Below are 23,516 nucleotides of genomic sequence, written 5' to 3'. Positions count from 1 at the left end.
ATGCGATAGTTTGTGTGTTTGTTTCTCGAACTTTCGGTTCGTTTCGTCTTCACACACCGCAATCTGGTGCCTTTTCAGGTCAGCAAATTGCTTGGGTGTTATATGGTCAAGCCTCACGGGCAATTAGTATTGGTTAGCTCAACGCCTCACAGCGCTTACACACCCAACCTATCAACGTCGTAGTCTTCGACGGCCCTTCAGGGGACTCAAGGTCCCAGTGAGATCTCATCTTGAGGCTAGTTTCCCGCTTAGATGCTTTCAGCGGTTATCTATTCCGAACATAGCTACCCGGCAATGCCACTGGCGTGACAACCGGAACACCAGAGGTTCGTCCACTCCGGTCCTCTCGTACTAGGAGCAGCCCCTCTCAAATCTCAAACGTCCACGGCAGATAGGGACCGAACTGTCTCACGACGTTCTAAACCCAGCTCGCGTACCACTTTAAATGGCGAACAGCCATACCCTTGGGACCGGCTTCAGCCCCAGGATGTGATGAGCCGACATCGAGGTGCCAAACACCGCCGTCGATATGAACTCTTGGGCGGTATCAGCCTGTTATCCCCGGAGTACCTTTTATCCGTTGAGCGATGGCCCTTCCATACAGAACCACCGGATCACTAAGACCTACTTTCGTACCTGCTCGACGTGTCTGTCTCGCAGTCAAGCGCGCTTTTGCCTTTATACTCTACGACCGATTTCCGACCGGTCTGAGCGCACCTTCGTACTCCTCCGTTACTCTTTAGGAGGAGACCGCCCCAGTCAAACTACCCACCATACACTGTCCTCGATCCGGATAACGGACCTGAGTTAGAACCTCAAAGTTGCCAGGGTGGTATTTCAAGGTTGGCTCCACGCGAACTGGCGTCCACGCTTCAAAGCCTCCCACCTATCCTACACAAGCAAATTCAAAGTCCAGTGCAAAGCTATAGTAAAGGTTCACGGGGTCTTTCCGTCTAGCCGCGGATACACTGCATCTTCACAGCGATTTCAATTTCACTGAGTCTCGGGTGGAGACAGCGCCGCCATCGTTACGCCATTCGTGCAGGTCGGAACTTACCCGACAAGGAATTTCGCTACCTTAGGACCGTTATAGTTACGGCCGCCGTTTACCGGGGCTTCGATCAAGAGCTTCGCGTTAGCTAACCCCATCAATTAACCTTCCGGCACCGGGCAGGCGTCACACCCTATACGTCCACTTTCGTGTTTGCAGAGTGCTGTGTTTTTAATAAACAGTCGCAGCGGCCTGGTATCTTCGACCGGCATGAGCTTACGGAGCAAGTCCTTCACCCTCACCGGCGCACCTTCTCCCGAAGTTACGGTGCCATTTTGCCTAGTTCCTTCACCCGAGTTCTCTCAAGCGCCTTGGTATTCTCTACCCAACCACCTGTGTCGGTTTGGGGTACGGTTCCTGGTTACCTGAAGCTTAGAAGCTTTTCTTGGAAGCATGGCATCAACCACTTCGTGTTCTAAAAGAACACTCGTCATCAGCTCTCGGCCTTAGAATCCCGGATTTACCTAAGATTCCAGCCTACCACCTTAAACTTGGACAACCAACGCCAAGCTGGCCTAGCCTTCTCCGTCCCTCCATCGCAATAACCAGAAGTACAGGAATATTAACCTGTTTTCCATCGACTACGCTTTTCAGCCTCGCCTTAGGGACCGACTAACCCTGCGTCGATTAACGTTGCGCAGGAAACCTTGGTCTTTCGGCGTGGGTGTTTTTCACACCCATTGTCGTTACTCATGTCAGCATTCGCACTTCTGATACCTCCAGCAAGCTTCTCAACTCACCTTCACAGGCTTACAGAACGCTCCTCTACCGCATCACCTAAGTGATACCCGTAGCTTCGGTGTATGGTTTGAGCCCCGTTACATCTTCCGCGCAGGCCGACTCGACTAGTGAGCTATTACGCTTTCTTTAAAGGGTGGCTGCTTCTAAGCCAACCTCCTAGCTGTCTAAGCCTTCCCACATCGTTTCCCACTTAACCATAACTTTGGGACCTTAGCTGACGGTCTGGGTTGTTTCCCTTTTCACGACGGACGTTAGCACCCGCCGTGTGTCTCCCATGCTCGGCACTTGTAGGTATTCGGAGTTTGCATCGGTTTGGTAAGTCGGGATGACCCCCTAGCCGAAACAGTGCTCTACCCCCTACAGTGATACATGAGGCGCTACCTAAATAGCTTTCGAGGAGAACCAGCTATCTCCGAGCTTGATTAGCCTTTCACTCCGATCCACAGGTCATCCGCTAACTTTTCAACGGTAGTCGGTTCGGTCCTCCAGTTAGTGTTACCCAACCTTCAACCTGCCCATGGATAGATCGCCCGGTTTCGGGTCTATTCCCAGCGACTAGACGCCCTATTAAGACTCGCTTTCGCTACGCCTCCCCTATTCGGTTAAGCTCGCCACTGAAAATAAGTCGCTGACCCATTATACAAAAGGTACGCAGTCACCCAACAAAGTGGGCTCCCACTGCTTGTACGCATACGGTTTCAGGATCTATTTCACTCCCCTCTCCGGGGTTCTTTTCGCCTTTCCCTCACGGTACTAGTTCACTATCGGTCAGTCAGTAGTATTTAGCCTTGGAGGATGGTCCCCCCATATTCAGACAAAGTTTCTCGTGCTCCGTCCTACTCGATTTCATGACTAAGAGATTTTCGCGTACAGGGCTATCACCCACTATGGCCGCACTTTCCAGAGCGTTCCGCTAATCTCAAAGCCACTTAAGGGCTAGTCCCCGTTCGCTCGCCACTACTAAGGGAATCTCGGTTGATTTCTTTTCCTCAGGGTACTTAGATGTTTCAGTTCCCCTGGTTCGCTTCTTAAGCCTATGTATTCAGCTTAAGATACCTAACTTATGTTAGGTGGGTTCCCCCATTCAGATATCTCCGGATCAAAGTCTGTTTGCCGACTCCCCGAAGCTTTTCGCAGGCTACCACGTCTTTCATCGCCTCTGACTGCCAAGGCATCCACCGTATGCGCTTCTTCACTTGACCATATAACCCCAAGCAATCTGGTTATACTGTGAAGACGACATTCGCCGAAAATTCGCGATTAAACTCACAAATTTTACCTTAGCCTGATCCGTTACCAGTGAAAGTAACGTTCAGTCTATCTTTCTATCACATACCCAAATTTTTAAAGAACGATCTAATCAAAGACTAGAAATCAATATTCACACCGGAATATTCATTTCTAAACTCTAACAGCAGAAGCAGTTATATGGTGGAGCCAAACGGGATCGAACCGTTGACCTCCTGCGTGCAAGGCAGGCGCTCTCCCAGCTGAGCTATGGCCCCATAACAAAATTGGTGGGTCTGGGCAGATTCGAACTGCCGACCTCACCCTTATCAGGGGTGCGCTCTAACCAACTGAGCTACAGACCCAATTTCGGGCTGCTTCTTATCGTCTTCTTCAATGAATCAAGCAATTCGTGTGGGAACTTATGGAGCAGCTGATGTCGTCGATTAAGGAGGTGATCCAGCCGCAGGTTCCCCTACGGCTACCTTGTTACGACTTCACCCCAGTCATGAATCACACCGTGGTAACCGTCCTCCCGAAGGTTAGACTAGCTACTTCTGGTGCAACCCACTCCCATGGTGTGACGGGCGGTGTGTACAAGGCCCGGGAACGTATTCACCGCGACATTCTGATTCGCGATTACTAGCGATTCCGACTTCACGCAGTCGAGTTGCAGACTGCGATCCGGACTACGATCGGTTTTGTGGGATTAGCTCCACCTCGCGGCTTGGCAACCCTCTGTACCGACCATTGTAGCACGTGTGTAGCCCAGGCCGTAAGGGCCATGATGACTTGACGTCATCCCCACCTTCCTCCGGTTTGTCACCGGCAGTCTCCTTAGAGTGCCCACCATAACGTGCTGGTAACTAAGGACAAGGGTTGCGCTCGTTACGGGACTTAACCCAACATCTCACGACACGAGCTGACGACAGCCATGCAGCACCTGTCTCAATGTTCCCGAAGGCACCAATCCATCTCTGGAAAGTTCATTGGATGTCAAGGCCTGGTAAGGTTCTTCGCGTTGCTTCGAATTAAACCACATGCTCCACCGCTTGTGCGGGCCCCCGTCAATTCATTTGAGTTTTAACCTTGCGGCCGTACTCCCCAGGCGGTCAACTTAATGCGTTAGCTGCGCCACTAAGAGCTCAAGGCTCCCAACGGCTAGTTGACATCGTTTACGGCGTGGACTACCAGGGTATCTAATCCTGTTTGCTCCCCACGCTTTCGCACCTCAGTGTCAGTATCAGTCCAGGTGGTCGCCTTCGCCACTGGTGTTCCTTCCTATATCTACGCATTTCACCGCTACACAGGAAATTCCACCACCCTCTACCATACTCTAGCTCGTCAGTTTTGAATGCAGTTCCCAGGTTGAGCCCGGGGATTTCACATCCAACTTAACGAACCACCTACGCGCGCTTTACGCCCAGTAATTCCGATTAACGCTTGCACCCTCTGTATTACCGCGGCTGCTGGCACAGAGTTAGCCGGTGCTTATTCTGTCGGTAACGTCAAGACACCAACGTATTAGGTTAATGCCCTTCCTCCCAACTTAAAGTGCTTTACAATCCGAAGACCTTCTTCACACACGCGGCATGGCTGGATCAGGCTTTCGCCCATTGTCCAATATTCCCCACTGCTGCCTCCCGTAGGAGTCTGGACCGTGTCTCAGTTCCAGTGTGACTGATCATCCTCTCAGACCAGTTACGGATCGTCGCCTTGGTGAGCCATTACCTCACCAACTAGCTAATCCGACCTAGGCTCATCTGATAGCGCAAGGCCCGAAGGTCCCCTGCTTTCTCCCGTAGGACGTATGCGGTATTAGCGTCCGTTTCCGAGCGTTATCCCCCACTACCAGGCAGATTCCTAGGCATTACTCACCCGTCCGCCGCTCTCAAGAGAAGCAAGCTTCTCTCTACCGCTCGACTTGCATGTGTTAGGCCTGCCGCCAGCGTTCAATCTGAGCCATGATCAAACTCTTCAGTTCAAACATCTTTGGGTTTTTAAGAAACCCTAAACTTGGCTCAGCAATCGTTGGTTACATCTTTGATTTCTCGCGGAGTAACTTGTGATGCTGATAATCTTGTTGACTATCAGTCTGACTCCACAAGCACCCACACGAATTGCTTGATTCAGTTGTTAAAGAGCGGTTGGTTAAGATCTTTCGTCTCAACCGAGGCGCGCATTCTACAGCGTCCTCTGTATCTGTCAAGCGGTTATTTTCAGAAGTTTTCAAAGTTTCCTTTGCAACTTCAACCACTTGCGCTTCCGATCTCTCGTTAGCGGGAGGAGAATCCTACAGCGTTGTTCGCTGCTGTCAACACCTCTTTTTCTCCGCTTTCGACCGAGAAGATCGAGCCGTCAATCAAGCGACAACACACTGCCTGACCAACTCCTTCTGGGCTTCGATGAACCGAAGCAACTCGCTGTCGAAAACTGCGTAACTCTTTGTTTACCAAGGAGTTTTCCGTTTCGACTGCGCCGGAAGTGGGGCGAATTATAGACTTCCAGAATCTGCCGTCAACCCCTGATTTCACATTTCTGTCATACAGGTCAAAAAAGCCCGTAAACACGAAGGCCGAGCCCCAGGGGGCTCGGCCTTCTTCTCTTCTACTTACAAGCTCGGGAACGCAAATTGCGACGCTTCATGGCTCGCACGCTGCGGCCAGCGCTGGGTGATGGCTTTGCGACGGGTGTAGAAGCGCACGCCATCCGGGCCATACGCATGCAGGTCGCCGAACAGCGAACGCTTCCAACCGCCAAAGCTGTGATACGCCACTGGCACTGGCAACGGCACGTTGACGCCGACCATACCGACTTCGATCTCATCGCAGAACAACCGCGCCGCTTCCCCATCACGGGTAAAGATGCAGGTGCCATTGCCATACTCGTGATCATTGATCAGCTGCATCGCCTCTTCCAGGCTGTTGACCCGGACAACGCACAACACTGGCCCGAAGATCTCTTCTTTATAGATACGCATTTCCGGGGTGACGTTATCGAAAAGACAGCCACCCAGGAAGAAACCTTCTTCATGACCGGCCACACTCAGACCACGACCATCGACGACCAAGGTTGCACCCGACGCAACACCGTCTTCTACATAGCCACTGACTTTGTCACGAGCCTGACCGGTGACCAATGGCCCCATGTCCAAGCCACAAGTGGTGCCTGCGCCAATCTTCAATGCCTTGATCTGCGGCGTCAGTTTGGCCACCAAAGCATCTGCCACCTGATCACCGACGCACACAGCCACCGAGATCGCCATGCAACGCTCACCGCACGAACCGTACGCCGCGCCCATCAGTGCGCTGACGGCGTTATCCAGATCTGCATCCGGCATCAGCACCGCGTGGTTCTTCGCGCCGCCCAGTGCCTGAACGCGTTTGCCGCGCTTGGTGCCTTCGGCGTAGATGTATTCGGCAATCGGCGTCGAACCGACAAAGCTCAACGCTTTGACTTCCGGCGCTTCGATCAGCGCATCTACCGCAGCCTTGTCACCATGCACAACGCTCAACACACCTTTAGGCAGACCGGCTTCCAACAACAACTGAGCGATCAACAGTGTAGAACTTGGATCACGCTCGGACGGCTTGAGGATGAAGCAGTTACCGCAGACGATCGCCAGCGGATACATCCACAGCGGCACCATCGCAGGGAAGTTGAACGGCGTAATGCCGGCAACCACGCCCAACGGCTGGAAGTCCGACCAGGCATCAATGTTCGGGCCGACGTTACGACTGTACTCGCCCTTGAGGATTTCCGGCGCTGCACACGCGAACTCGACGTTCTCGATACCGCGTTTCAGTTCACCGGCAGCATCTTCCAGCGTCTTGCCGTGCTCTTCGCTGATCAGTTGGGCGATACGTGCTTCGTTCTGTTCCAGCAGTTGCTTGAAGCGGAACATCACCTGAGCACGCTTGGCCGGCGGAGTATTGCGCCAGGCCGGGAACGCAGCCTTGGCCGAATCGATGGCTTTCTGAATGGTTTCGCGACTGGCCAAAGGCAGCTTATGGATCGCCTGGCCGGTGGACGGGTTGAACACGTCAGCCGTGCGACCGTCTTCGGTCACCAGTTCGCCATTGATCAAATGCGGAATAAGGCTCATGCGGGGCTCCAGAAAAGTTGTCCACAGGCGCCCGTCAACGGACGCCTCTATATAGAAGGGAAAATCAGTCGATTTTGTTCAGCACTTCGCCGACCGCGTCGAACAGGCGATCAAGGTCTTGCGGCTTGCTGTTGAAGGTTGGGCCGAACTGCAGGGTGTCGCCGCCGAAGCGCACGTAGAACCCGGCTTTCCAAAGCGCCATGCCCGCTTCGAACGGACGCACGATGGCGTCGCCGTCACGCGGGGCAATCTGGATCGCACCGGCCAGACCGTAGTTACGAATGTCGATGATGTTTTTCGAGCCCTTCAGGCCGTGCAGCGCATTTTCGAAATGCGGCGCGACGTCGGCCACGCTCTGCACCAGGTTTTCCTTTTGCAGCAGGTCGAGTGCTGCCAGGCCTGCGGCGCACGCCACCGGGTGCGCGGAGTAGGTGTAACCGTGCGGGAATTCCACGGCGTATTCAGGCGTCGCCTGGTTCATGAAGGTCTGGTAGATCTCGGAGCTGGCAATCACCGCGCCCATCGGGATCGCGCCGTTGGTGACTTGCTTGGCGATGCACATCAGGTCCGGGGTCACGCCGAAGCTGTCAGCGCCGAACATCGAGCCGGTACGGCCGAAACCGGTGATCACTTCGTCGAACACCAGCAGGATGTTGTGCTGATCGCAGATCTCGCGCAGACGCTTGAGGTAGCCCTCAGGCGGAACCAGCACACCAGCGGAGCCGGCCATTGGTTCAACAAATACAGCAGCAATGTTCGAAGCGTCATGCAGCTCGATGAGTTTGAGCAGCTCATCGGCCAGAGCGATACCGCCCTCTTTCGGCATGCCACGAGAATAGGCATTGCTTGCCAGCAAGGTGTGCGGCAGGTGATCAACGTCCATCATCGCCTGACCGAACATTTTGCGGTTGCCGTTGACGCCGCCGAGGCTGGTGCCGGCGATGTTCACGCCGTGGTAACCACGGGCACGGCCGATCATTTTGGTTTTGGTTGCCTGGCCTTTCAGACGCCAGTAAGCACGGACCATTTTCACCGCGGTATCCGCACACTCGGAACCCGAGTCAGTGAAGAACACGTGATTCAGATTGCCCGGCGTCAGGTCAGTGATTTTCTCGGCCAGCTGGAACGACAACGGGTGACCGTACTGGAAGCCCGGCGAGTAATCGAGGGTGCCCAATTGCTTGGCTACCGCTTCCTGGATTTCCTTGCGGGTGTGCCCGGCGCCACAGGTCCACAGACCGGACAGCGAATCGTAGACCTTGCGGCCCTTGTCGTCCGTCAGCCAACTGCCTTCAGCCGCCACGATCAGTCGCGGATCGCGCTGGAAATTCCGGTTGGCGGTGTAGGGCATCCAGTGAGCATCGAGCTTGAGCTGGCTGGCCAGGGAAGACGGGGCGTTTTCAGGCAAGTTCATGGGCAAAACCTCGCAAGGCAATAAGCGGCGTGGAGATGAAAAGCGTTCTTGCAGCTAAATTGCCACGGGGATAAAGTCTGTGAAATCCAACTTTTCTAACGTTCAGTCAGGCCATCACTAAACTATGAGCACTCGTCGCCCCGATCCGCTGGCACAAGTCAGCGACTTTGATATCCGCCTGCTACGGATTTTTCGCAGCGTGGTGGAGTGCGGCGGTTTTTCTGCAGCGGAATCAGTGCTCGGGATTGGCCGTTCGGCGATCAGCCAACAGATGAGTGACCTGGAACAGCGCCTCGGTCTGCGCCTGTGCCAACGCGGTCGCGCCGGATTTTCCCTGACCGAGGAAGGTCGCGAGGTCTACCAGTCCGCATTACAGCTATTAAGTGCGCTGGAAAGTTTCCGCACCGAGGTCAACGGTCTGCACCAACACCTGCGCGGCGAATTGACCATCGGCCTGACCGACAACCTCGTCACCCTGCCCCACATGCGCATCACCCACGCCCTGGCGCAATTGAAGGAACGTGGACCGGACGTGCAGATTCAAATCCGCATGATCGCGCCCAACGAAGTCGAACAAGGTGTGCTCGACGGTCGCTTGCATGTCGGCGTGGTGCCGCAGGCCAGCGCGCTGTCAGGCCTGGAGTATCAGCCGCTCTATAGCGAGCGCTCGTTGCTGTATTGCGCGGTCGGGCATCCCTTGTTCTACGTCGACGACAAACAACTGGACGACGAACGCCTGAACAGTCAGGACGCCATCGCCCCGACCTTCCGCTTGCCTGCCGAAATCCAGGCGCATTACCAGGCCCTCAACTGCACCGCCAGTGCATCGGACCGCGAAGGCATGGCATTCCTGATTCTCACTGGACGCTATATCGGCTACCTGCCCGATCACTACGCCAGCCTCTGGGTTCAACAAGGTCGTTTGCGCGCACTGAAACCTACAGCGCGCTTCTATGACCTCAGCCTCGCATCGGTCACGCGCAAGGGACGTCGCCCGCATTTGGTGCTGGAAAGCTTTTTGGAGAGCCTGGCCGCGACACGATAGAACGTCGCGGGGCTTTTATTGCGTCAGGACTTGTCGGATCCCCATGGGTGCGCTATCAACGCACTTGGTTGCACCCACCCACCTGTCCGGAAGTGCCTATGACCTTTGAAGTCCCCGCTCACGGCGGCAAACCTGCCAGCCGCATTCGTCAGAAGAACGAAGAGACCATCATCAAAGCCGCCGAAGACGAGTTCGCCAGACACGGGTTCAAAGGCACCAGCATGAACACCATCGCCCTGAATGCCGGGTTGCCCAAGGCGAACCTGCATTACTACTTCACCAATAAACTGGGTTTGTACGTGGCGGTGCTGAGCAACATCCTTCAGTTGTGGGACAGTACGTTCAACACCCTGACCGCCGAAGATGACCCGGCCGAAGCGCTGACGCGATACATCCGCGCCAAGATGGAATTCTCCCGCCGGCAACCGCAGGCCTCGCGGATCTTCGCGATGGAAGTGATCAGCGGCGGTGAATGCCTGACCGAGTATTTCAACCAGGACTACCGCGCCTGGTTCCAGGGCCGGGCGGCGGTGTTCCAAGCGTGGATCGACGCCGGAAAAATGGACCCGGTCGACCCGGTCAACCTGATCTTCCTGTTGTGGGGCAGCACCCAGCATTACGCCGATTTCGCCACGCAAATTTGCCGGGTCAGCGGCCGAACCAAGTTGACCAAGCAAGACATGGAAGATGCCAGCGATAACCTGATCCGCATCATTCTCAAAGGCTGCGGCCTGACTCCAGCTATTTAAGACTCTTATGCCTTTTACCCTCAGCGGCTTTTGCGAATACCGCGAAGAGATTCGCAAGAGCCGTTTCATCACCTTCGCCGCGCCGATCAGCAGCCCTGCTGAAGCCCAGGCATTTATCGAACAGCACAGTGATTTGAATGCCACGCACAACTGCTGGGCATGGAAGCTCGGCGCTCAATACCGCAGCACCGATGATGGCGAACCGGGCGGCACGGCGGGTCGACCGATTCTCGCGGCGATCGAGGCGCAGGATTGCGATCAGGTCGCCGTGCTGGTTATCCGCTGGTATGGCGGCATTCAACTGGGCACCGGCGGGCTCGCACGGGCGTATGGCGGTGGCGCCAACAAGTGCCTGCAAGCAGCGCCGAAGATAGAGCTGATCAGCCGAGTGCCGGTGAGTTGCGCCTGCGGGTTTGCTGAACTGACGCTGGTGAAGCTTCGGGTGGCGGAGCTCGGTGGCCTGGTAGTGGAAGAGACGTTCACGGCGAACGGTGTAGAGCTGCAGTTAGCGATGGGCGAAGCGCAGATCGAAACCCTGCAAACCCAGCTCGCAGATTTGAGTCGCGGACGCATTCTGTTGCAACGCTGATCGCACCAACAACGCCCATTGCCCTTTCGTCGAACTGTCACAGTTGCCCACATCTACTGTGCACCCGGCTGTGGATAACCTGAGCACATACCGCTGTAACCCTTCTGTCATGCGGCTTTGCGGGCATTGCTCATTTTTCGCCCAATTTGCCACCACCAAGACTAAATCCACGTAAAAACAACCAGTTAGCGTGGTTTATCACCTTTAGAAGAAAGCCGCTCAATGCTTATGCCCGGGCTTTGCGCTTGCGCACAAATACTGTGGAGCAATCTGTGGATAACCCGTTCATGGCTGTCGCGGCCCCATGTCCGGCATGGCTCGCGCCGGGTTGCTCGTTTTTTGACCAAAGCTTGATGAGCAAAAACAGAGCTCGACCACCGACTTCGCCCTCAAGTGGTGCCTGCCTGCCAATTGAAAGGTGGCGAGGCAGCGCCCTTGAGGCCTTGGTCGCCATGAGATTTCAAATTTCCTGTCTCAATGGCCAGGTCACTGTTTTATCCACAGGCAGGACCTGAACCACACCCCACGCCAATTCAAAGAACAAAAAAATCACCAACAGCGAACTGGCGCCATGCAGCAAGGCATAGAGTTGCCAAGCCGAAAACAGAAACCGGCCCACGGCGTCATACCGACCAAACACCTGATGCGGATCACGAATCCTCAGCACGGCCCAAATGCACACAATCGATCCCAACAGGTTCGCCATCAGCATGTGCATCGGTTCGAATGCCGGCAGTTCTCCGGGTAAGTCGAACGCCCGGCTCACCCCCGTCAAAACGCCGTGCAACGCCGCAAATGTCCACGGCGTGACAAACGCCGCCGTCACGATCAAGTCATACCAGGCGCTACCACGCACCAACCGGCGATATTGCGTTGAAGTCCACATCGGCATTGCTCCATAAATTCAGGGAGCAACAAGGCTAAAGCCTGGAGTATGCTCCAGGGTCAAGCCCCCCTCTCGAGACGTCAGGATGCGCATCGGTGAATTAGCCCAGGCCAGCGCGGTCAGCCGCGACACGCTGCGCTTCTACGAGCAACGCGGATTGATCGCCGCGCAACGCAGCGCCAACGGTTATCGCGATTATCCGCCGGACGTGGTGCAACTGGTGCTGTACATCAAGACCGCTCAACGGCTGGGTTTTACCCTGGGCGAAATCGGCAATAGCGTCGCCACGTTGTGGCAGTCGCCCGACCCGGACAGCGCCGTCACCCAACTGCTGCAAGACAAACTCAAACTGATCGAAACCCGAATGGATGAACTTGGCGCGCTGCGACACGAGTTGCAGCAACGTCTTGGTCAACGTTGTCCATTGAATCCGTGATTCTCACTTCTCAAGGAAGCCACTCATGTCCAAGGCAAAAACCGCACTCATCATCGGCGCCTCCAGGGGCCTGGGCCTCGGTCTGGTGAAGACCCTGCTCGCCGACGGCTGGCAAGTCACCGCCACTGTGCGTAACCCGCAGAATGCCGACGCCTTGAAGGCATTGGGAACGGTGCGGATCGAAAAACTCGACATGGATGATCAGCAGGCCGTCATCGCGTTGAGCCAGCAACTCAAGGGCGAAGTGTTTGATCTGCTGTTCGTGAATGCCGGGGTCAAGGGGCCGGAAGTACAAACACCGGGCGGCGCGACGCTGGCTGAAGTGGGCCAGTTGTTTTTTACCAACGCGGTGGCACCGATCAACCTGGCACAACGTTTTGTCGGGCAAATCCGCCCGGAAAGCGGCGTGCTGGCGTTCATGAGCTCGGTGCTCGGCAGCGTAACCATGCCGGACGCGCCGGAGCTGGCGTTGTACAAGGCGAGCAAGGCGGCACTGAACTCCATGACCAGCAGTTTCGTGACGCAGTTGGGCGAGCAGAAACTGACCGTGCTGTCGCTGCATCCGGGTTGGGTGAAGACCGACATGGGCGGCGAAGGCGCTGATATCGATGTGGAAACCAGCACGCGTGGGCTGGTTGATCAGGTGAATGCGTATGTCGGCAAGGGCGGGCATCACTTTGTGAATTACAGAGGTGAAACCATTCCCTGGTAGTCACTGCGTCCCCCTGTGGGAGCTGGCGTGCCTGCGATGGCGTCACCTGGGAAGACCTGAAAGACCGAGGTGCATGCATCGCGGGCAAGCCCGGATCCCACAGGATTTTTATCGTCTGGTCGGGCCGGGCTTGCCCACCACGCGGTTTTGTTTGAAACTCCGCACCTCGTCCCTTGCGGCGACCCTGGATCAGCAGACAGGGTAATCACTGAGCTGGCTAACCTGAACCCACTTTCAGAGGAGCCGGCCAACATGCCTGCGACCCGTACCTGGTTAAAAAATCCCCTCGCGATCTTCACTGCCAATGACCTCGATGCCCGTGGCGGGCTGGTTGTGCAAGACGGTCTGATCGTCGAAGTGCTCGCCGCCGGCCAGCAACCTTCCGCGCCCTGTGGACAAGTCTTCGCTGCGCGCGAGCATGTGATCCTGCCGGGACTGATCAACACCCATCACCACTTCTATCAAACCCTGACCCGTGCCTGGGCGCCAGTGGTCAATCAGCCGTTGTTCCCGTGGCTGAAAACCCTGTACCCGGTCTGGGCACGACTCACCCCGGAAAAACTCGCCCTCGCCACAAAAGTCGCGCTGGCCGAGTTGTTGTTGTCTGGCTGCACCACAGCGGCCGATCACCATTACCTGTTCCCGCAGGGCCTGGAAAATGCGATCGACGTGCAGGTCGAGAGTGTCCGCGAACTGGGCATGCGCGCCATGCTCACGCGCGGCTCAATGAGCCTCGGCGAAAAGGACGGCGGCCTGCCACCGCAGCAAACGGTCCAGGAAGGCGAAGTGATTCTCGACGACAGTCAGCGCCTGATCGCCGAATATCACGAGCGTGGCGATGGCGCGCAAATCCAGATCGCCCTGGCGCCGTGCTCGCCGTTCTCGGTGACCCCGGAAATCATGTCGGCCAGCGCCGAGCTGGCGAACAAGCTCGATGTGCGCCTGCACACGCATCTGGCCGAAACCCTCGACGAAGAAGACTTCTGCCTGCAGCGCTTCGGCCTGCGTACCGTGGATTACCTGGACAGCGTCGGCTGGCTCGGCCCGCGCACCTGGCTCGCCCATGGCATCCACTTCAACCCGGACGAAATCGCCCGCCTCGGCGCGGCCGGCACAGGCATTTGCCATTGCCCGAGCTCGAACATGCGCCTGGCCTCCGGCATTTGCCCGACACTGGACCTGACCGCCGCCGGCGCGTTGCTCGGGCTGGGCGTGGACGGTTCAGCGTCCAACGATGCGTCGAACATGATGCTCGAAACCCGTCAGGCGCTTTACATTCAGCGCTTGCGTTATGGCGCCGAGAAGATCACCCCGGAATTGGTGCTGGGATGGGCGACCAAGGGCTCGGCGAGTTTGCTCGGGCGTACCGATATTGGTGAGCTGGCAGTGGGCAAGCAGGCGGATCTGGCGTTGTTCAAGCTGGATGAGCTGCGGTTTTCCGGCAGTCATGATCCGGTGTCGGCGTTGCTGCTGTGTGGTGCGGACCGGGCGGATCGGGTGATGGTCGGTGGCCAGTGGCGAGTGATTGACGGGCAGGTCGAGGGGCTTGATCTGAAGGGTTTGATTGCGGATCACAGCCAGGCGGCCCGGCAGTTGATCGCCGGTACCTGATACAACTCGAACCCAATGTGGGAGAGGGCTTGCCCGCTCCCACGTTGGATTTGTGGAAAGTTCAGAGACCGAGCAGCGACAACATGATGAACGTCGCAAACAACACGAAGTGGGTCATCCCTTCGATGGCATTGGTTTCGCCGTCATTGAGATTGATCGCGCTGACGATCAGGGTGAGGAAGATCATCACTGTCTGTACCGGCGTCATCGCCATCTGAAACGGTTGACCGGTGTAGAGCGCCATCGCTTCCATCACCGGCACCGTCAGGATCACCGTCGACAGCGATGCGCCCATCGCAATGTTCACCACCGACTGCATACGGTTGGCCAGCGCTGCGCGCAACGCCGTCAGAATCTCTGGCGCCGCGGAAATCGCCGCCACCAGAATCGCCGTGATCACCGGCGGTGCGCCCGTCCCTTCCAGGCCCAGGTCGAGGGTCTTGGACATCACCTCGGCCAATGCGCCGATCACCACCACACCCAACACCAACGTCCCGATACTCAGCGCGAGATTGACCGATTCAGGTGCTTCCTCCGGGACTTTTTTGCGGCGTTTTTCCGGATAGCTGTAGCTGAAAAAATAACTGTGCGGCCCGACCTGCATGCGCAGGAACAGGGTGTAAAGCACGACCATCGCGCCAATGGTAAACGCGGAATACAGCTTCCAGTTCGCCTCGGGAATAAACTCCGGCACCACCATGGAAACGCCCATGGCGGTGAGGATCATCACGCTGTAGCTGCGCGCCGAGTCATCGTTGTAGGACTGTTCACCGTGCTTGATCCCGCCCATCAATGCCGCGAGGCCGATGATGCCGTTGATGTCGAGCATCACCGCCGAGTAAATCGTATCGCGCACCAGCGTCGGCGAGGCTTCGTTGCTCATCATGATCGCCAGGATCACCACTTCCACCAGCACCGCCGCCAGGGTCAGGATCATCGTGCCGTAGGGATCGCCGACTTTTTCCGCCAGCAGTTCGGCGTGATGGGCGACGCGCATGGATACGGCGACGATGAAGGCGATCAGCACGAGACCGGCAGTCAGGGCTATGGGCTGGCCGCTGTGCAGCATCCAGTGTTCCATCGGGTAAGCGATGAAGGCGGCGATCAGGGCCAACAGCAGAAATTTTTCTTGCTTGAGGAATGTGAGCATTGCAGGCCTTTTTGCCGAATGGAGCGGAATCAGTGTGATGAGCTACTGACTGTGGAGCGGCGCTAACGTTTCGTTACACCTTAGCCCAGCAATGGATGACAGCCGGCCAATGAACCTCTTGGTCAGGTTTTACCAATTGTTGCAGCGAGCATCTGTAGAATGCCGTCATTGCACCTGATGAGATTTGAACAAATGTACGATTGGCTGAACGCACTGCCCAAGGCAGAACTGCACCTGCACCTCGAAGGTTCGCTGGAGCCCGAACTGCTGTTCGCCCTGGCCGAACGCAACAGGATCGCCCTGCCGTGGAGCGATGTCGAAACCCTGCGCAAGGCGTACGCCTTCAACAACCTGCAAGAGTTTCTCGACCTGTATTACCAGGGCGCCGATGTGCTGCGCACCTCCCAGGATTTCTACGACCTGACCTGGGCCTACCTGTTGCGTTGCAAGGCGCAGAACGTGATTCACACCGAACCGTTCTTCGACCCGCAGACCCACACCGACCGTGGCATCCCGTTCGAAGTCGTGCTCAACGGCATCGCCGCCGCGTTGAAGGACGGCGAACAGCAGCTGGGCATCACCAGCGGTTTGATCCTGAGTTTCCTGCGTCACTTGAGCGAAGACGAAGCACAGAAGACCCTCGACCAGGCGCTGCCATTCCGCGACGCGTTCGTGGCCGTCGGTCTGGACAGTTCGGAAATGGGTCACCCGCCGAGCAAGTTCCAGCGCGTGTTTGATCGTGCCCGTCACGAAGGTTTCCTGACCGTCGCTCACGCCGGTGAAGAAGGCCCGCCGGAATACATCTGGGAAGCCCTCGACCTGCTGAAAATCCAGCGTATCGACCATGGCGTGCGCGCCATCGAAGACGAGCGCCTGATGCAGCGGATCATTGATGAGCAGATCCCGTTGACGGTGTGCCCGTTGTCGAACACCAAGCTTTGCGTGTTCGATCACATGTCACAGCACAACATTCTCGACATGCTCGAGCGCGGCGTGAAAGTCACCGTGAACTCGGATGACCCGGCGTACTTCGGCGGGTATGTGACCGAGAACTTCCATGCGCTGTACACCGATCTGGGCATGACCCAGGATCAGGCCAAGCGATTGGCGCAAAACAGCCTGGATGCGCGGTTGGTAAAACCGTAACTGCTGAAGACCCAATGTGGTGCGAGCTTGCTCGCGATGAGGCCATCACATCCAGCGTCATTGGTGAATGTGAATCCGCTATCGCGAGCAAGCTCGCTCCCACAGGGTTTGTGTTTAGCCGACGGTTACCACTTCGCTCAACTCCTCCAGCGTCTTGCCCCGCGTCTCCATCCCGAACACCCACACCACCCCCGCCGCGATCGCAAAACACATCGCCCCCAGCGCGAACACGCCACCCTGCCCGGTCATCGGGAACACCAGCCCGGTCACCATTGGCCCAAGCAACGAACCCACTCGGCCAATCGCCGACGCAAAACCGGAACCCGTGGCCCGCGCCGACGTCGGGTACAACTCTGGCGTGTAGGTGTAGAGCACTGCCCACATGCCGAACAGGAAAAACTGCATCAACAGCCCCGACGTGATCAGCAAGCCGACATTGCCGCCAAACACTGCGCTCTGACCGTAAAGAAACGCCATCACCCCGCCGCCGAGCAACGTCACCACGCACACCGGTTTACGGCCCCAACGCTCCACCAGCCAAGCCGCCATGAGGAAACCGGGAATCCCGCCGAGGGAAATCAGCACGGTGTAATACACCGACTGGGTCACGGCGAAACCCGACTGCTGCAGCAGTGCACTGAGCCACGACGTCAACCCGTAGAACCCCAGCAAGGCAAAGAACCAGACGCTCCAGATCATCATCGTGCGCTGGCGATACAGCGGCGACCAGATCTGCTGCAAAGCCGAAAAGAAGTTGCCCGGCGTACTTGCCACACGCGGCAAGCGGATCGGCTCAGGCAAATCCCCATGACCCAGCGACGTCCGGACCCGCGCTTCGATACCCAGCAAGACCTTGTCCGCCGCCTCATCACGCCCGGCCTGTTCCAGCCAGCGCGGTGACTCGGGAATGAAAAAGCGAATCACCAGGACAAACACCGCCGGCACCGCCAGCACCAGAAAAATATCCCGCCAGCCAATCACCGGTAACAGGAAATACGACAGCACCCCGGCCGCGACAAACCCCAAGGGCCAGAAACCGTCCATCAACGCGATGTAACGCCCACGTCTTTTCGCCGGAATCAATTCCGAAAGCATCGACTGGGCGATGGGAAACTCCATGCCCATGCCAATTCCCAAGAGGACGCGGAAGAGCGTCAGCGTCTCGACATTCTGCGCCGTGGAGCACAGGTAACTGGCGATGCCCCACAACACAATGCTCCACTGGAACACCGGTTTGCGGCCGAAACGGTCCGCCAGCATGCCGGACAGTGATGCGCCCACGACCATGCCGAAGAAACTCGAACTGGCGAGCAACCCGGCCTGCGCCGTGCTGAGGCCGAACTCGGTTTTGATCGAGCCGAGCAGGAAAGTCATCATCGCCAGGTCCATGGAGTCAAAGAAAAACGCCAGGGCGATGATGATGAAAATGATCCGGTGATAGCCGCTGATGGGCAGCCGTTCCAATCGTTCTGCCGCGCTGAAGCCTCGTGTTTCCATGCCACATCCCCCGTTCGAAAGTCCCTGAACGAGTGTGCGCGATGGTCGCCGGGGGTTATTGCTGGATGCGACCTGGCCACAGCTCTGAACGACGCCCGTGCCCCCGGACGTCGATCCCGATGCGTCTACAACGCCATTTCCAGCTCGGTCTCCTTGGCGAAACGGTGGATTTCACGCTGCCCCGTCACGGTGACGTGCAAGGCGCGCGAATCGTTAGGCAAGCTCAGCCAGCCGGACTGCATGAACAATTGCAGCAACGCCGCGCCCAGTGAACCGCCCATGTGCGGACGTCTTTCGCTCCAGTCAGGACAGGCACAGGCGGCTCGGCTGGTGCTCTGCGCCAGCGCCTGGACGAAAACGCCGCGTGTCGCCAGTTGCGTGGCGCCCTTGTGCGTGATCGACACCCGATGATCGAACTGTTCGATCCAGCCCGCATCCAGCAAGCGCTGGTACAGATCGGCGGCCAGCGTGCCGCCTAAATGATCGTCGCAGAGCCGTGCGCGCAACAAGGACGAGGGCGCGGCCTGACGTTTGGGGATGGCGGGGGTGCGGCTGAAAACATCGGGAATGTCCCGAGGTGTGCTGGCGATCGTCGCACTGGCCAGCGCTTCTATCGCGGCCCCGACTTCGGGTGCGGCCAACCGGAAGAATCGCTTGCGGCCGCGGGTTTCGACTTTCAACAGACCTCCGGCGGACAAACGCCCCAGGTGTGCACTGGCCGAAGACGGCGACAGGCGGGCCAGCAATGCCAGCTCTTCGGTCTGCCGCGCAGCGCCGTCCATCAAGGCCCACATCATTGCGCTGCGCTTTGGGTCAGCCAGCAACGTGGCGATCTGGCTGATGCAAGGTGCATGTTCCATGTATTCACTCCCTGTTGAATCGTTTCGTCTACTGCTCAGAGACATCTTGACCAGTAATGTGTCGTCGGCCAAGACGTGGAAACCGCCATAAACCGGGCAAAGCCATCCACTCACACAAGCCATTGCTTCGAAGACCTTGCAAAGGCTTTGGATTGACGGTGGAGCCTGACCGACTCGAACGCGGACTCGCCATGGCGAGGTCGACGGTGCGTACATGAGGCGGGCGCTAGTATAAGCCCGTTGCCGGTCGGTTCCTGCCCCCCGGAAACCATTGGTGGTGATTGATCCTGAGGGAAATTTCGCTATTTGCCTGCGACTAATGATCGACATGCGCCAACACAGGAAATTGACTGCCTAATCGAGTACATCGGCTGGCAAGCATTTCCCGCAAAAGGTTCACCGGCTTACTCAATTGTGCGCGATGGGCGCACAGCAAATTCAGCGGTGCGCGCTCACAGAGCAGCTCCGGCATCAGCACTTTCAGGCGGCCGGCCAATACATCGGCGGCGACATCGAGCCAGGATTTGTAGGCGATCCCGGCACCCGCCACGGCCCACAAGCGCACCACGTCGGCATCGTCACTGAAGCGATCACCGCTGACGGTCAGGCTGACTTCGCGTTTGCCGTCGTGAAAACTCCAATGGTCGTGAACCCGGCTGCCGAGCATGAACAGCAGGCAATTGTGCTGCGCCAGTTGCTCCAGTTGCCGCGGTTCGCCATGCCGGGCCAGGTAGCTCGGGGCGGCACACAGCACGCGGCGGTTATTCGGGGCGATGGGCAGCGCCACCAGGCTGGAGTCTTCCGGCTCACCGTAGCGCAGGGCAATGTCCACCGGTTGGCGGAACAGATCGGCGATGCGGTCGCCCAGCAACAAGCGCACCGTGAGTTTGGGGTGTTCACGCTGGAACTCGTCCAGCCAGGGCAGCAGCAGGTTGCGACCGAAATCCGACGGCGCCGACAGCTGCAGCACCCCGCTGACCTGGTCCTGACCGCTGGCCAATAATCGGCGGCCCTCGTCGAGGTTGCTCAGCGCGGCCCGGGCATACTCGAGAAATCCTTCGCCCTCCGCCGTCAGGCGCAGACTGCGGGTGGAGCGGGCGAGCAATCGGGCGCCGAGTTGCTGCTCGATGCGCTTCAACGCCGCACTCGCCACCGCCGCCGACATGTCCATTCCCCTCGCCGCCGCTGACAGGCTGCCCAGGTCCGCCGCCCGGACAAACAACTGCAAGTCATCGAAACGCAGCATTTACAGCCTCGATTATCAAAAAAATATTGAAAGAGACTGCTCTTTTAGCGGGTTTTATCTTGCAGAGAAATAGCCAATCATCTGCTGCATCGAAATCATCCTGCTCCTGGAGTCGACCATGTCCCAGCCTTTCACCGCCATTGCCACCCTGATCGCCAAAGCCGGCCAACAGGACGCGCTCGAGCAACACCTGCGTGCACTGCTGGAGCCGACCCGCGCCGAAGCCGGTTGCGGTCAATACGACCTGCATCAGGACCTCGCCAATCCGCTGGCCTTCTACATGATTGAACAATGGAGCAGCGACGAAGCGCTGCAAGCCCACGACGCCAGCGCACACATCCAGAACTTTCGCGCCCAGGCCGGCGACCTGATCGAACACTTCGATCTCAAGCGCCTGCGCTCCGTGGCTTGATCCCTTCTTCTATTACTGTTCGGAACCCTCCTCATGAAAGCCATTGCCTACTACGCCTCGTTGCCGATCAGCGACGAAAAATCCCTGCAAGACATCGAACTGCCGGAACCGGTCGCCGGCCCCCGTGACCTGTTGGTGGAAGTCAAAGCCATCTCGGTCAACCCGGTGGACACCAAGGTCCGCCAGAACGTCCAGCCCGAAGGCGGCGCGGCAAAAGTGCTGGGCTGGGACGTGGCCGGCGTGGTCAAGGCCGTCGGCAGCGAAGTGACCTTGTTCAAGGCCGGCGACAAGGTGTTCTATGCCGGCTCGATTGCCCGCGCCGGCGGCAACAGCGAACTGCACGTGGTGGATGAGCGGATCGTCGGCCATATGCCGAAAACCCTCGGTTTTGCCGAAGCGGCCGCGCTGCCGCTGACCGCCATTACCGCTTGGGAATTGCTTTTCGAACGCCTGCAAGTGCGCGAAGGCAACACCGATGAAGGCCAGAGCTTGCTGATCGTCGGGGCGGCCGGCGGTGTCGGTTCAATCCTGACGCAACTGGCCAGTCAACTCACCGGTTTGAAAGTCATCGGCACCGCTTCCCGTGCGCAAACCCAGAGTTGGGTGCGTGAGTTGGGCGCCGACCTGGTGATCGATCATAGCCAGCCGCTCAGTGAAGAACTGAAACGCGCAGGCGTTGCGCAGGTGACCCACGTCGCCAGCCTGACCCAGACCGATCAGCATCTCGATCAGTTGGTCGAGGCCCTGGCGCCACAAGGCAAACTCGCGCTGATCGATGACCCGAAAGCGCTGGACGTCACCAAGCTCAAACGCAAGAGCCTGTCACTGCACTGGGAGTTCATGTACACCCGCTCGCTGTTCGAAACGCCGGACATGATCGAGCAGCACAAACTGCTCAACCGCGTGGCCGGACTGATCGATGACGGCACATTGAAAACCACGGTGGGCGAGCACTTCGGAACCATCAACGCGGCGAATCTGCGGCGAGCCCATGAGTTGCTGGAAAGCGGCAAGTCCAAGGGCAAGATTGTGCTCGAAGGCTTCTGACACAGATTGATACAAGTGTCGTCCGGATGGACGACACCGTCAGTCCGAAGGTTGACCGTTGTCATAATTGCGATCGTATTCAGGTCTACAATCCAGAACTCTGCGATGCAATCTTTTAACCGAGGAGGTCAGCAATGAAGATCCTGATAAAAGAATTGGCAAAATCCCAGTGGCAGGTCCGCCTGGACCAACACGCGGTGACGTTCCGTAGCGAAGCCGAAGCTCGCGCTTTCACCCGAACCCTCGAAGCACGCTTGCACGCCCCTCATCAGATTCCCGTCCAACAGCAGCGCGCTGTTGGCTGAGACCTGCCTCACACCTGGGCTTGCACCAACGCCCGGGCATTTTGCAAACGCCGGGTGAGCATCGCCACGCTCACCACCAGAATTCCACACAGGCTGATGACCATGGCCATCGGCACGGCGCTGCCGTCGTACAAAATACCCACCAGCGACGCAGCCCCGGCGGCGACGCTGAATTGCAGGCACCCGAGCATCGCCGACGCACTCCCGGCGCGGGCGCCCTGCCCGTTCATGGCACAGGCCGACGCGTTGGGGAGGATGCAGCCGAGGCTGGCGATGCAGATGAACAGTGGAATCAGCAGCGGCCACAACTGTTCGGTGTGCAGCGAACTGACAGCCAGCAACGTCAGGCCGGCCGCCAGATAAATCCACACCGTCCGCGCCAGCAAAAAAGCAGGGCCACGCTTGGCGAGCAGTCGCGCGTTGACCTGCGCCACCAGAATGAAACCCGCCGCATTGGTGCCGAACAACCAGCCGAAATGCTCGGCCGGTACACCGTAGAGTTTGATGAAGACGAACGGCGAACCGGCGATGTAGGCAAACATCCCGGCGATGGCGATGCCACCGGTCAGGGCGTGGCCGAGGTACACCGGGTCCGACAACAGGCGACCGTACTGACGCAGCGCGCCCGACAGCGGTTGACGGGGCACATGCGCGGGCATGCTTTCCGGCAAGCCAAGCGCCACGGCCACCGCCGCCAAGGCACTGAAACCGCTCAACGCCAGGAAGATCGACTGCCAGCCGGTGGTATTGACCAGCAAACCGCCGAGCATCGGCGCGAGAATCGGCGCCAGGCCCATGACCAGCATCAGCTGGGAAAAGACTTTGGCCGAACCCACCGCATCGCATTTGTCACTGACAATCGCCCGGGAAATCACCATCCCCGCGCAACCGCCCAGCGCCTGGACAAAACGCGCGCCCAGCAGCCATTCAAGATTCGGCGCATAGGCGCACGCCAACGAAGCGGCGGTGAACAGACCGACACCCGTCAACAGCGGAATGCGCCGGCCAAACCGATCCGCTACCGGGCCGTACATCAGCTGACCAATGGACAAACCGAGGAAATACGCCGCCAGCGTCAGCTGAACGTGTTGTTCATCGGTACCGAACGCCAGCGCCATGGCCGGGAACGCCGGCAGATAGAAGTCGATTGCAAGCGGCCCAAAAGCGCTCAGGGCGCCAAGTATCAAAATGGTACGGAAGTTCATCAGGTATCCAGGGCTGAAGTCGGCAGCTCCACAGTCTAGCCGCGTGGGGACACCTTGAACATTCCGATAGCTCGCTAACTAT

18 protein-coding genes, 2 tRNA genes and 2 rRNA genes are annotated in these 23,516 nt (G+C 57.9%); 10 read left to right on the top strand and 12 right to left on the bottom strand.

What is annotated here, in order from left to right:
- Positions 1-102: 102 nt before the first annotated feature.
- From B723_RS08950 to B723_RS08925, 6 genes are all read right to left on the bottom strand, one after another.
- A 23S ribosomal RNA gene (locus tag B723_RS08950) occupies positions 103-2,994 on the bottom strand.
- 227 nt (positions 2,995-3,221) lie between these two features.
- Positions 3,222-3,297: transfer RNA gene (locus B723_RS08945), tRNA-Ala, on the bottom strand.
- Between the two features lie 10 nt (positions 3,298-3,307).
- A tRNA-Ile gene (locus tag B723_RS08940) sits at positions 3,308-3,384 on the bottom strand.
- An 82-nt stretch (positions 3,385-3,466) separates the two neighbouring features.
- Positions 3,467-5,003, bottom strand: a 16S ribosomal RNA gene (locus B723_RS08935).
- Together the 16S and 23S rRNA genes with 2 tRNA genes alongside form the textbook arrangement of a ribosomal RNA operon.
- A 627-nt stretch (positions 5,004-5,630) precedes the next feature.
- On the bottom strand, positions 5,631-7,124 hold the full coding sequence (locus tag B723_RS08930; protein WP_008031364.1) for a CoA-acylating methylmalonate-semialdehyde dehydrogenase: 1,494 nt from the start codon (positions 7,122-7,124) through the stop codon (positions 5,631-5,633).
- 64 nt (positions 7,125-7,188) lie between these two features.
- The gene (locus B723_RS08925; protein ID WP_017336405.1) at positions 7,189-8,538 is read right to left on the bottom strand and encodes an aspartate aminotransferase family protein; all 1,350 of its coding nucleotides are present in this window, start codon (positions 8,536-8,538) and stop codon (positions 7,189-7,191) included.
- A gap of 124 nt (positions 8,539-8,662) precedes the next feature.
- Here B723_RS08925 and B723_RS08920 point away from each other — a divergent pair, with 124 nt between their 5' ends.
- The 3 genes from B723_RS08920 to B723_RS08910 all read left to right on the top strand — a co-directional run bounded on the left by B723_RS08920 (position 8,663) and on the right by B723_RS08910 (position 10,921).
- Complete coding sequence (locus B723_RS08920; protein WP_008031360.1) at positions 8,663-9,583, top strand: LysR family transcriptional regulator; 921 nt, start codon at positions 8,663-8,665, stop codon at positions 9,581-9,583.
- Positions 9,584-9,681: 98 nt separating this feature from the next.
- The gene (locus tag B723_RS08915; protein WP_017336404.1) at positions 9,682-10,332 is read left to right on the top strand and encodes a TetR/AcrR family transcriptional regulator; all 651 of its coding nucleotides are present in this window, start codon (positions 9,682-9,684) and stop codon (positions 10,330-10,332) included.
- 7 nt (positions 10,333-10,339) lie between these two features.
- Positions 10,340-10,921 carry an IMPACT family protein gene (locus B723_RS08910; RefSeq protein WP_017336403.1) on the top strand — a complete coding sequence of 194 codons (582 nt, stop codon included), beginning with the start codon at positions 10,340-10,342 and terminating at the stop codon, positions 10,919-10,921.
- A 460-nt stretch (positions 10,922-11,381) separates the two neighbouring features.
- Here the strand turns inward: B723_RS08910 and B723_RS08905 are convergent, their stop codons facing one another.
- Positions 11,382-11,807, bottom strand: coding sequence for a hypothetical protein (locus tag B723_RS08905; RefSeq protein WP_017336402.1), 426 nt, complete (start codon positions 11,805-11,807; stop codon positions 11,382-11,384).
- An 85-nt stretch (positions 11,808-11,892) separates the two neighbouring features.
- Here B723_RS08905 and B723_RS08900 point away from each other — a divergent pair, with 85 nt between their 5' ends.
- The 3 genes from B723_RS08900 (at position 11,893) to B723_RS08890 (ending at position 14,566) form a co-directional block, all read left to right on the top strand.
- The gene (locus B723_RS08900) at positions 11,893-12,243 is read left to right on the top strand and encodes a MerR family transcriptional regulator (RefSeq protein WP_017336401.1); all 351 of its coding nucleotides are present in this window, start codon (positions 11,893-11,895) and stop codon (positions 12,241-12,243) included.
- 25 nt (positions 12,244-12,268) lie between these two features.
- Positions 12,269-12,955: an SDR family oxidoreductase gene (locus B723_RS08895; RefSeq protein WP_017336400.1), complete on the top strand. Its 687-nt coding sequence runs from the start codon at positions 12,269-12,271 to the stop codon at positions 12,953-12,955.
- A gap of 252 nt (positions 12,956-13,207) precedes the next feature.
- Positions 13,208-14,566, top strand: a complete 1,359-nt coding sequence (locus B723_RS08890; protein ID WP_017336399.1) for an 8-oxoguanine deaminase — start codon at positions 13,208-13,210, stop codon at positions 14,564-14,566.
- Between the two features lie 61 nt (positions 14,567-14,627).
- Here B723_RS08890 and B723_RS08885 read toward each other — a convergent pair whose 3' ends face one another.
- Positions 14,628-15,716 (bottom strand): calcium:proton antiporter, encoded by a 1,089-nt coding sequence (locus tag B723_RS08885; RefSeq protein ID WP_017336398.1) that lies wholly within the window; start codon positions 15,714-15,716, stop codon positions 14,628-14,630.
- Positions 15,717-15,908: 192 nt separating this feature from the next.
- Here B723_RS08885 and B723_RS08880 point away from each other — a divergent pair, with 192 nt between their 5' ends.
- Positions 15,909-16,862, top strand: coding sequence for an adenosine deaminase (locus B723_RS08880; protein ID WP_017336397.1), 954 nt, complete (start codon positions 15,909-15,911; stop codon positions 16,860-16,862).
- Between the two features lie 114 nt (positions 16,863-16,976).
- Here the strand turns inward: B723_RS08880 and B723_RS08875 are convergent, their stop codons facing one another.
- From B723_RS08875 to B723_RS08865, 3 genes are all read right to left on the bottom strand, one after another.
- Positions 16,977-18,359, bottom strand: coding sequence for an MFS transporter (locus B723_RS08875; protein ID WP_017336396.1), 1,383 nt, complete (start codon positions 18,357-18,359; stop codon positions 16,977-16,979).
- Between the two features lie 125 nt (positions 18,360-18,484).
- Complete coding sequence (locus tag B723_RS08870; RefSeq protein ID WP_017336395.1) at positions 18,485-19,219, bottom strand: ArsR/SmtB family transcription factor; 735 nt, start codon at positions 19,217-19,219, stop codon at positions 18,485-18,487.
- Positions 19,220-19,535: 316 nt separating this feature from the next.
- Positions 19,536-20,465 (bottom strand): LysR family transcriptional regulator, encoded by a 930-nt coding sequence (locus B723_RS08865; protein ID WP_017336394.1) that lies wholly within the window; start codon positions 20,463-20,465, stop codon positions 19,536-19,538.
- 118 nt (positions 20,466-20,583) lie between these two features.
- Between B723_RS08865 and B723_RS08860 the strand changes: the two genes are divergently transcribed.
- From B723_RS08860 to B723_RS33430, 3 genes are all read left to right on the top strand, one after another.
- Positions 20,584-20,877, top strand: coding sequence for a putative quinol monooxygenase (locus tag B723_RS08860; RefSeq protein WP_017336393.1), 294 nt, complete (start codon positions 20,584-20,586; stop codon positions 20,875-20,877).
- A 33-nt stretch (positions 20,878-20,910) separates the two neighbouring features.
- The gene (locus B723_RS08855; RefSeq protein ID WP_017336392.1) at positions 20,911-21,924 is read left to right on the top strand and encodes a zinc-binding alcohol dehydrogenase family protein; all 1,014 of its coding nucleotides are present in this window, start codon (positions 20,911-20,913) and stop codon (positions 21,922-21,924) included.
- Positions 21,925-22,058: 134 nt separating this feature from the next.
- Positions 22,059-22,229, top strand: a complete 171-nt coding sequence (locus tag B723_RS33430) for a hypothetical protein (protein WP_017336391.1) — start codon at positions 22,059-22,061, stop codon at positions 22,227-22,229.
- 8 nt (positions 22,230-22,237) lie between these two features.
- On the opposite strand, the gene B723_RS08850 is transcribed toward B723_RS33430, so the two are convergent.
- Positions 22,238-23,434 (bottom strand): multidrug effflux MFS transporter, encoded by a 1,197-nt coding sequence (locus tag B723_RS08850; RefSeq protein WP_017336390.1) that lies wholly within the window; start codon positions 23,432-23,434, stop codon positions 22,238-22,240.
- Between the last annotated feature and the right edge of the window lie 82 nt (positions 23,435-23,516).

The organism is Pseudomonas fluorescens NCIMB 11764, from assembly GCF_000293885.2.
GTDB lineage: Bacteria > Pseudomonadota > Gammaproteobacteria > Pseudomonadales > Pseudomonadaceae > Aquipseudomonas > Aquipseudomonas fluorescens_B.
The sequence above is the reverse complement of the archived record's forward strand: the minus strand, read 5'-3'. Positions and strand labels throughout refer to the sequence as shown.

Bases quoted from the DNA above. Each gene is read 5' to 3' on its own strand.
- B723_RS08925 (WP_017336405.1), bottom strand. From the start codon at position 8,538: ATGAACTTGCCTGAAAACGCCCCGTCTTCCCTGGCCAGCCAGCTCAAG.
- B723_RS08870 (WP_017336395.1), bottom strand. From the start codon at position 19,219: ATGGAACATGCACCTTGCATCAGCCAGATCGCCACGTTGCTGGCTGAC.
- B723_RS08885 (WP_017336398.1), bottom strand. From the start codon at position 15,716: ATGCTCACATTCCTCAAGCAAGAAAAATTTCTGCTGTTGGCCCTGATC.
- B723_RS08860 (WP_017336393.1), top strand. From the start codon at position 20,584: ATGTCCCAGCCTTTCACCGCCATTGCCACCCTGATCGCCAAAGCCGGC.
- B723_RS08920 (WP_008031360.1), top strand. From the start codon at position 8,663: ATGAGCACTCGTCGCCCCGATCCGCTGGCACAAGTCAGCGACTTTGAT.
- B723_RS08850 (WP_017336390.1), bottom strand. From the start codon at position 23,434: ATGAACTTCCGTACCATTTTGATACTTGGCGCCCTGAGCGCTTTTGGG.
- B723_RS08890 (WP_017336399.1), top strand. From the start codon at position 13,208: ATGCCTGCGACCCGTACCTGGTTAAAAAATCCCCTCGCGATCTTCACT.
- B723_RS08910 (WP_017336403.1), top strand. From the start codon at position 10,340: ATGCCTTTTACCCTCAGCGGCTTTTGCGAATACCGCGAAGAGATTCGC.
- B723_RS08865 (WP_017336394.1), bottom strand. From the start codon at position 20,465: ATGCTGCGTTTCGATGACTTGCAGTTGTTTGTCCGGGCGGCGGACCTG.
- B723_RS08900 (WP_017336401.1), top strand. From the start codon at position 11,893: ATGCGCATCGGTGAATTAGCCCAGGCCAGCGCGGTCAGCCGCGACACG.
- B723_RS08880 (WP_017336397.1), top strand. From the start codon at position 15,909: ATGTACGATTGGCTGAACGCACTGCCCAAGGCAGAACTGCACCTGCAC.
- B723_RS08855 (WP_017336392.1), top strand. From the start codon at position 20,911: ATGAAAGCCATTGCCTACTACGCCTCGTTGCCGATCAGCGACGAAAAA.
- B723_RS08905 (WP_017336402.1), bottom strand. From the start codon at position 11,807: ATGTGGACTTCAACGCAATATCGCCGGTTGGTGCGTGGTAGCGCCTGG.
- B723_RS08895 (WP_017336400.1), top strand. From the start codon at position 12,269: ATGTCCAAGGCAAAAACCGCACTCATCATCGGCGCCTCCAGGGGCCTG.
- B723_RS08915 (WP_017336404.1), top strand. From the start codon at position 9,682: ATGACCTTTGAAGTCCCCGCTCACGGCGGCAAACCTGCCAGCCGCATT.
- B723_RS08875 (WP_017336396.1), bottom strand. From the start codon at position 18,359: ATGGAAACACGAGGCTTCAGCGCGGCAGAACGATTGGAACGGCTGCCC.
- B723_RS08930 (WP_008031364.1), bottom strand. From the start codon at position 7,124: ATGAGCCTTATTCCGCATTTGATCAATGGCGAACTGGTGACCGAAGAC.
- B723_RS33430 (WP_017336391.1), top strand. From the start codon at position 22,059: ATGAAGATCCTGATAAAAGAATTGGCAAAATCCCAGTGGCAGGTCCGC.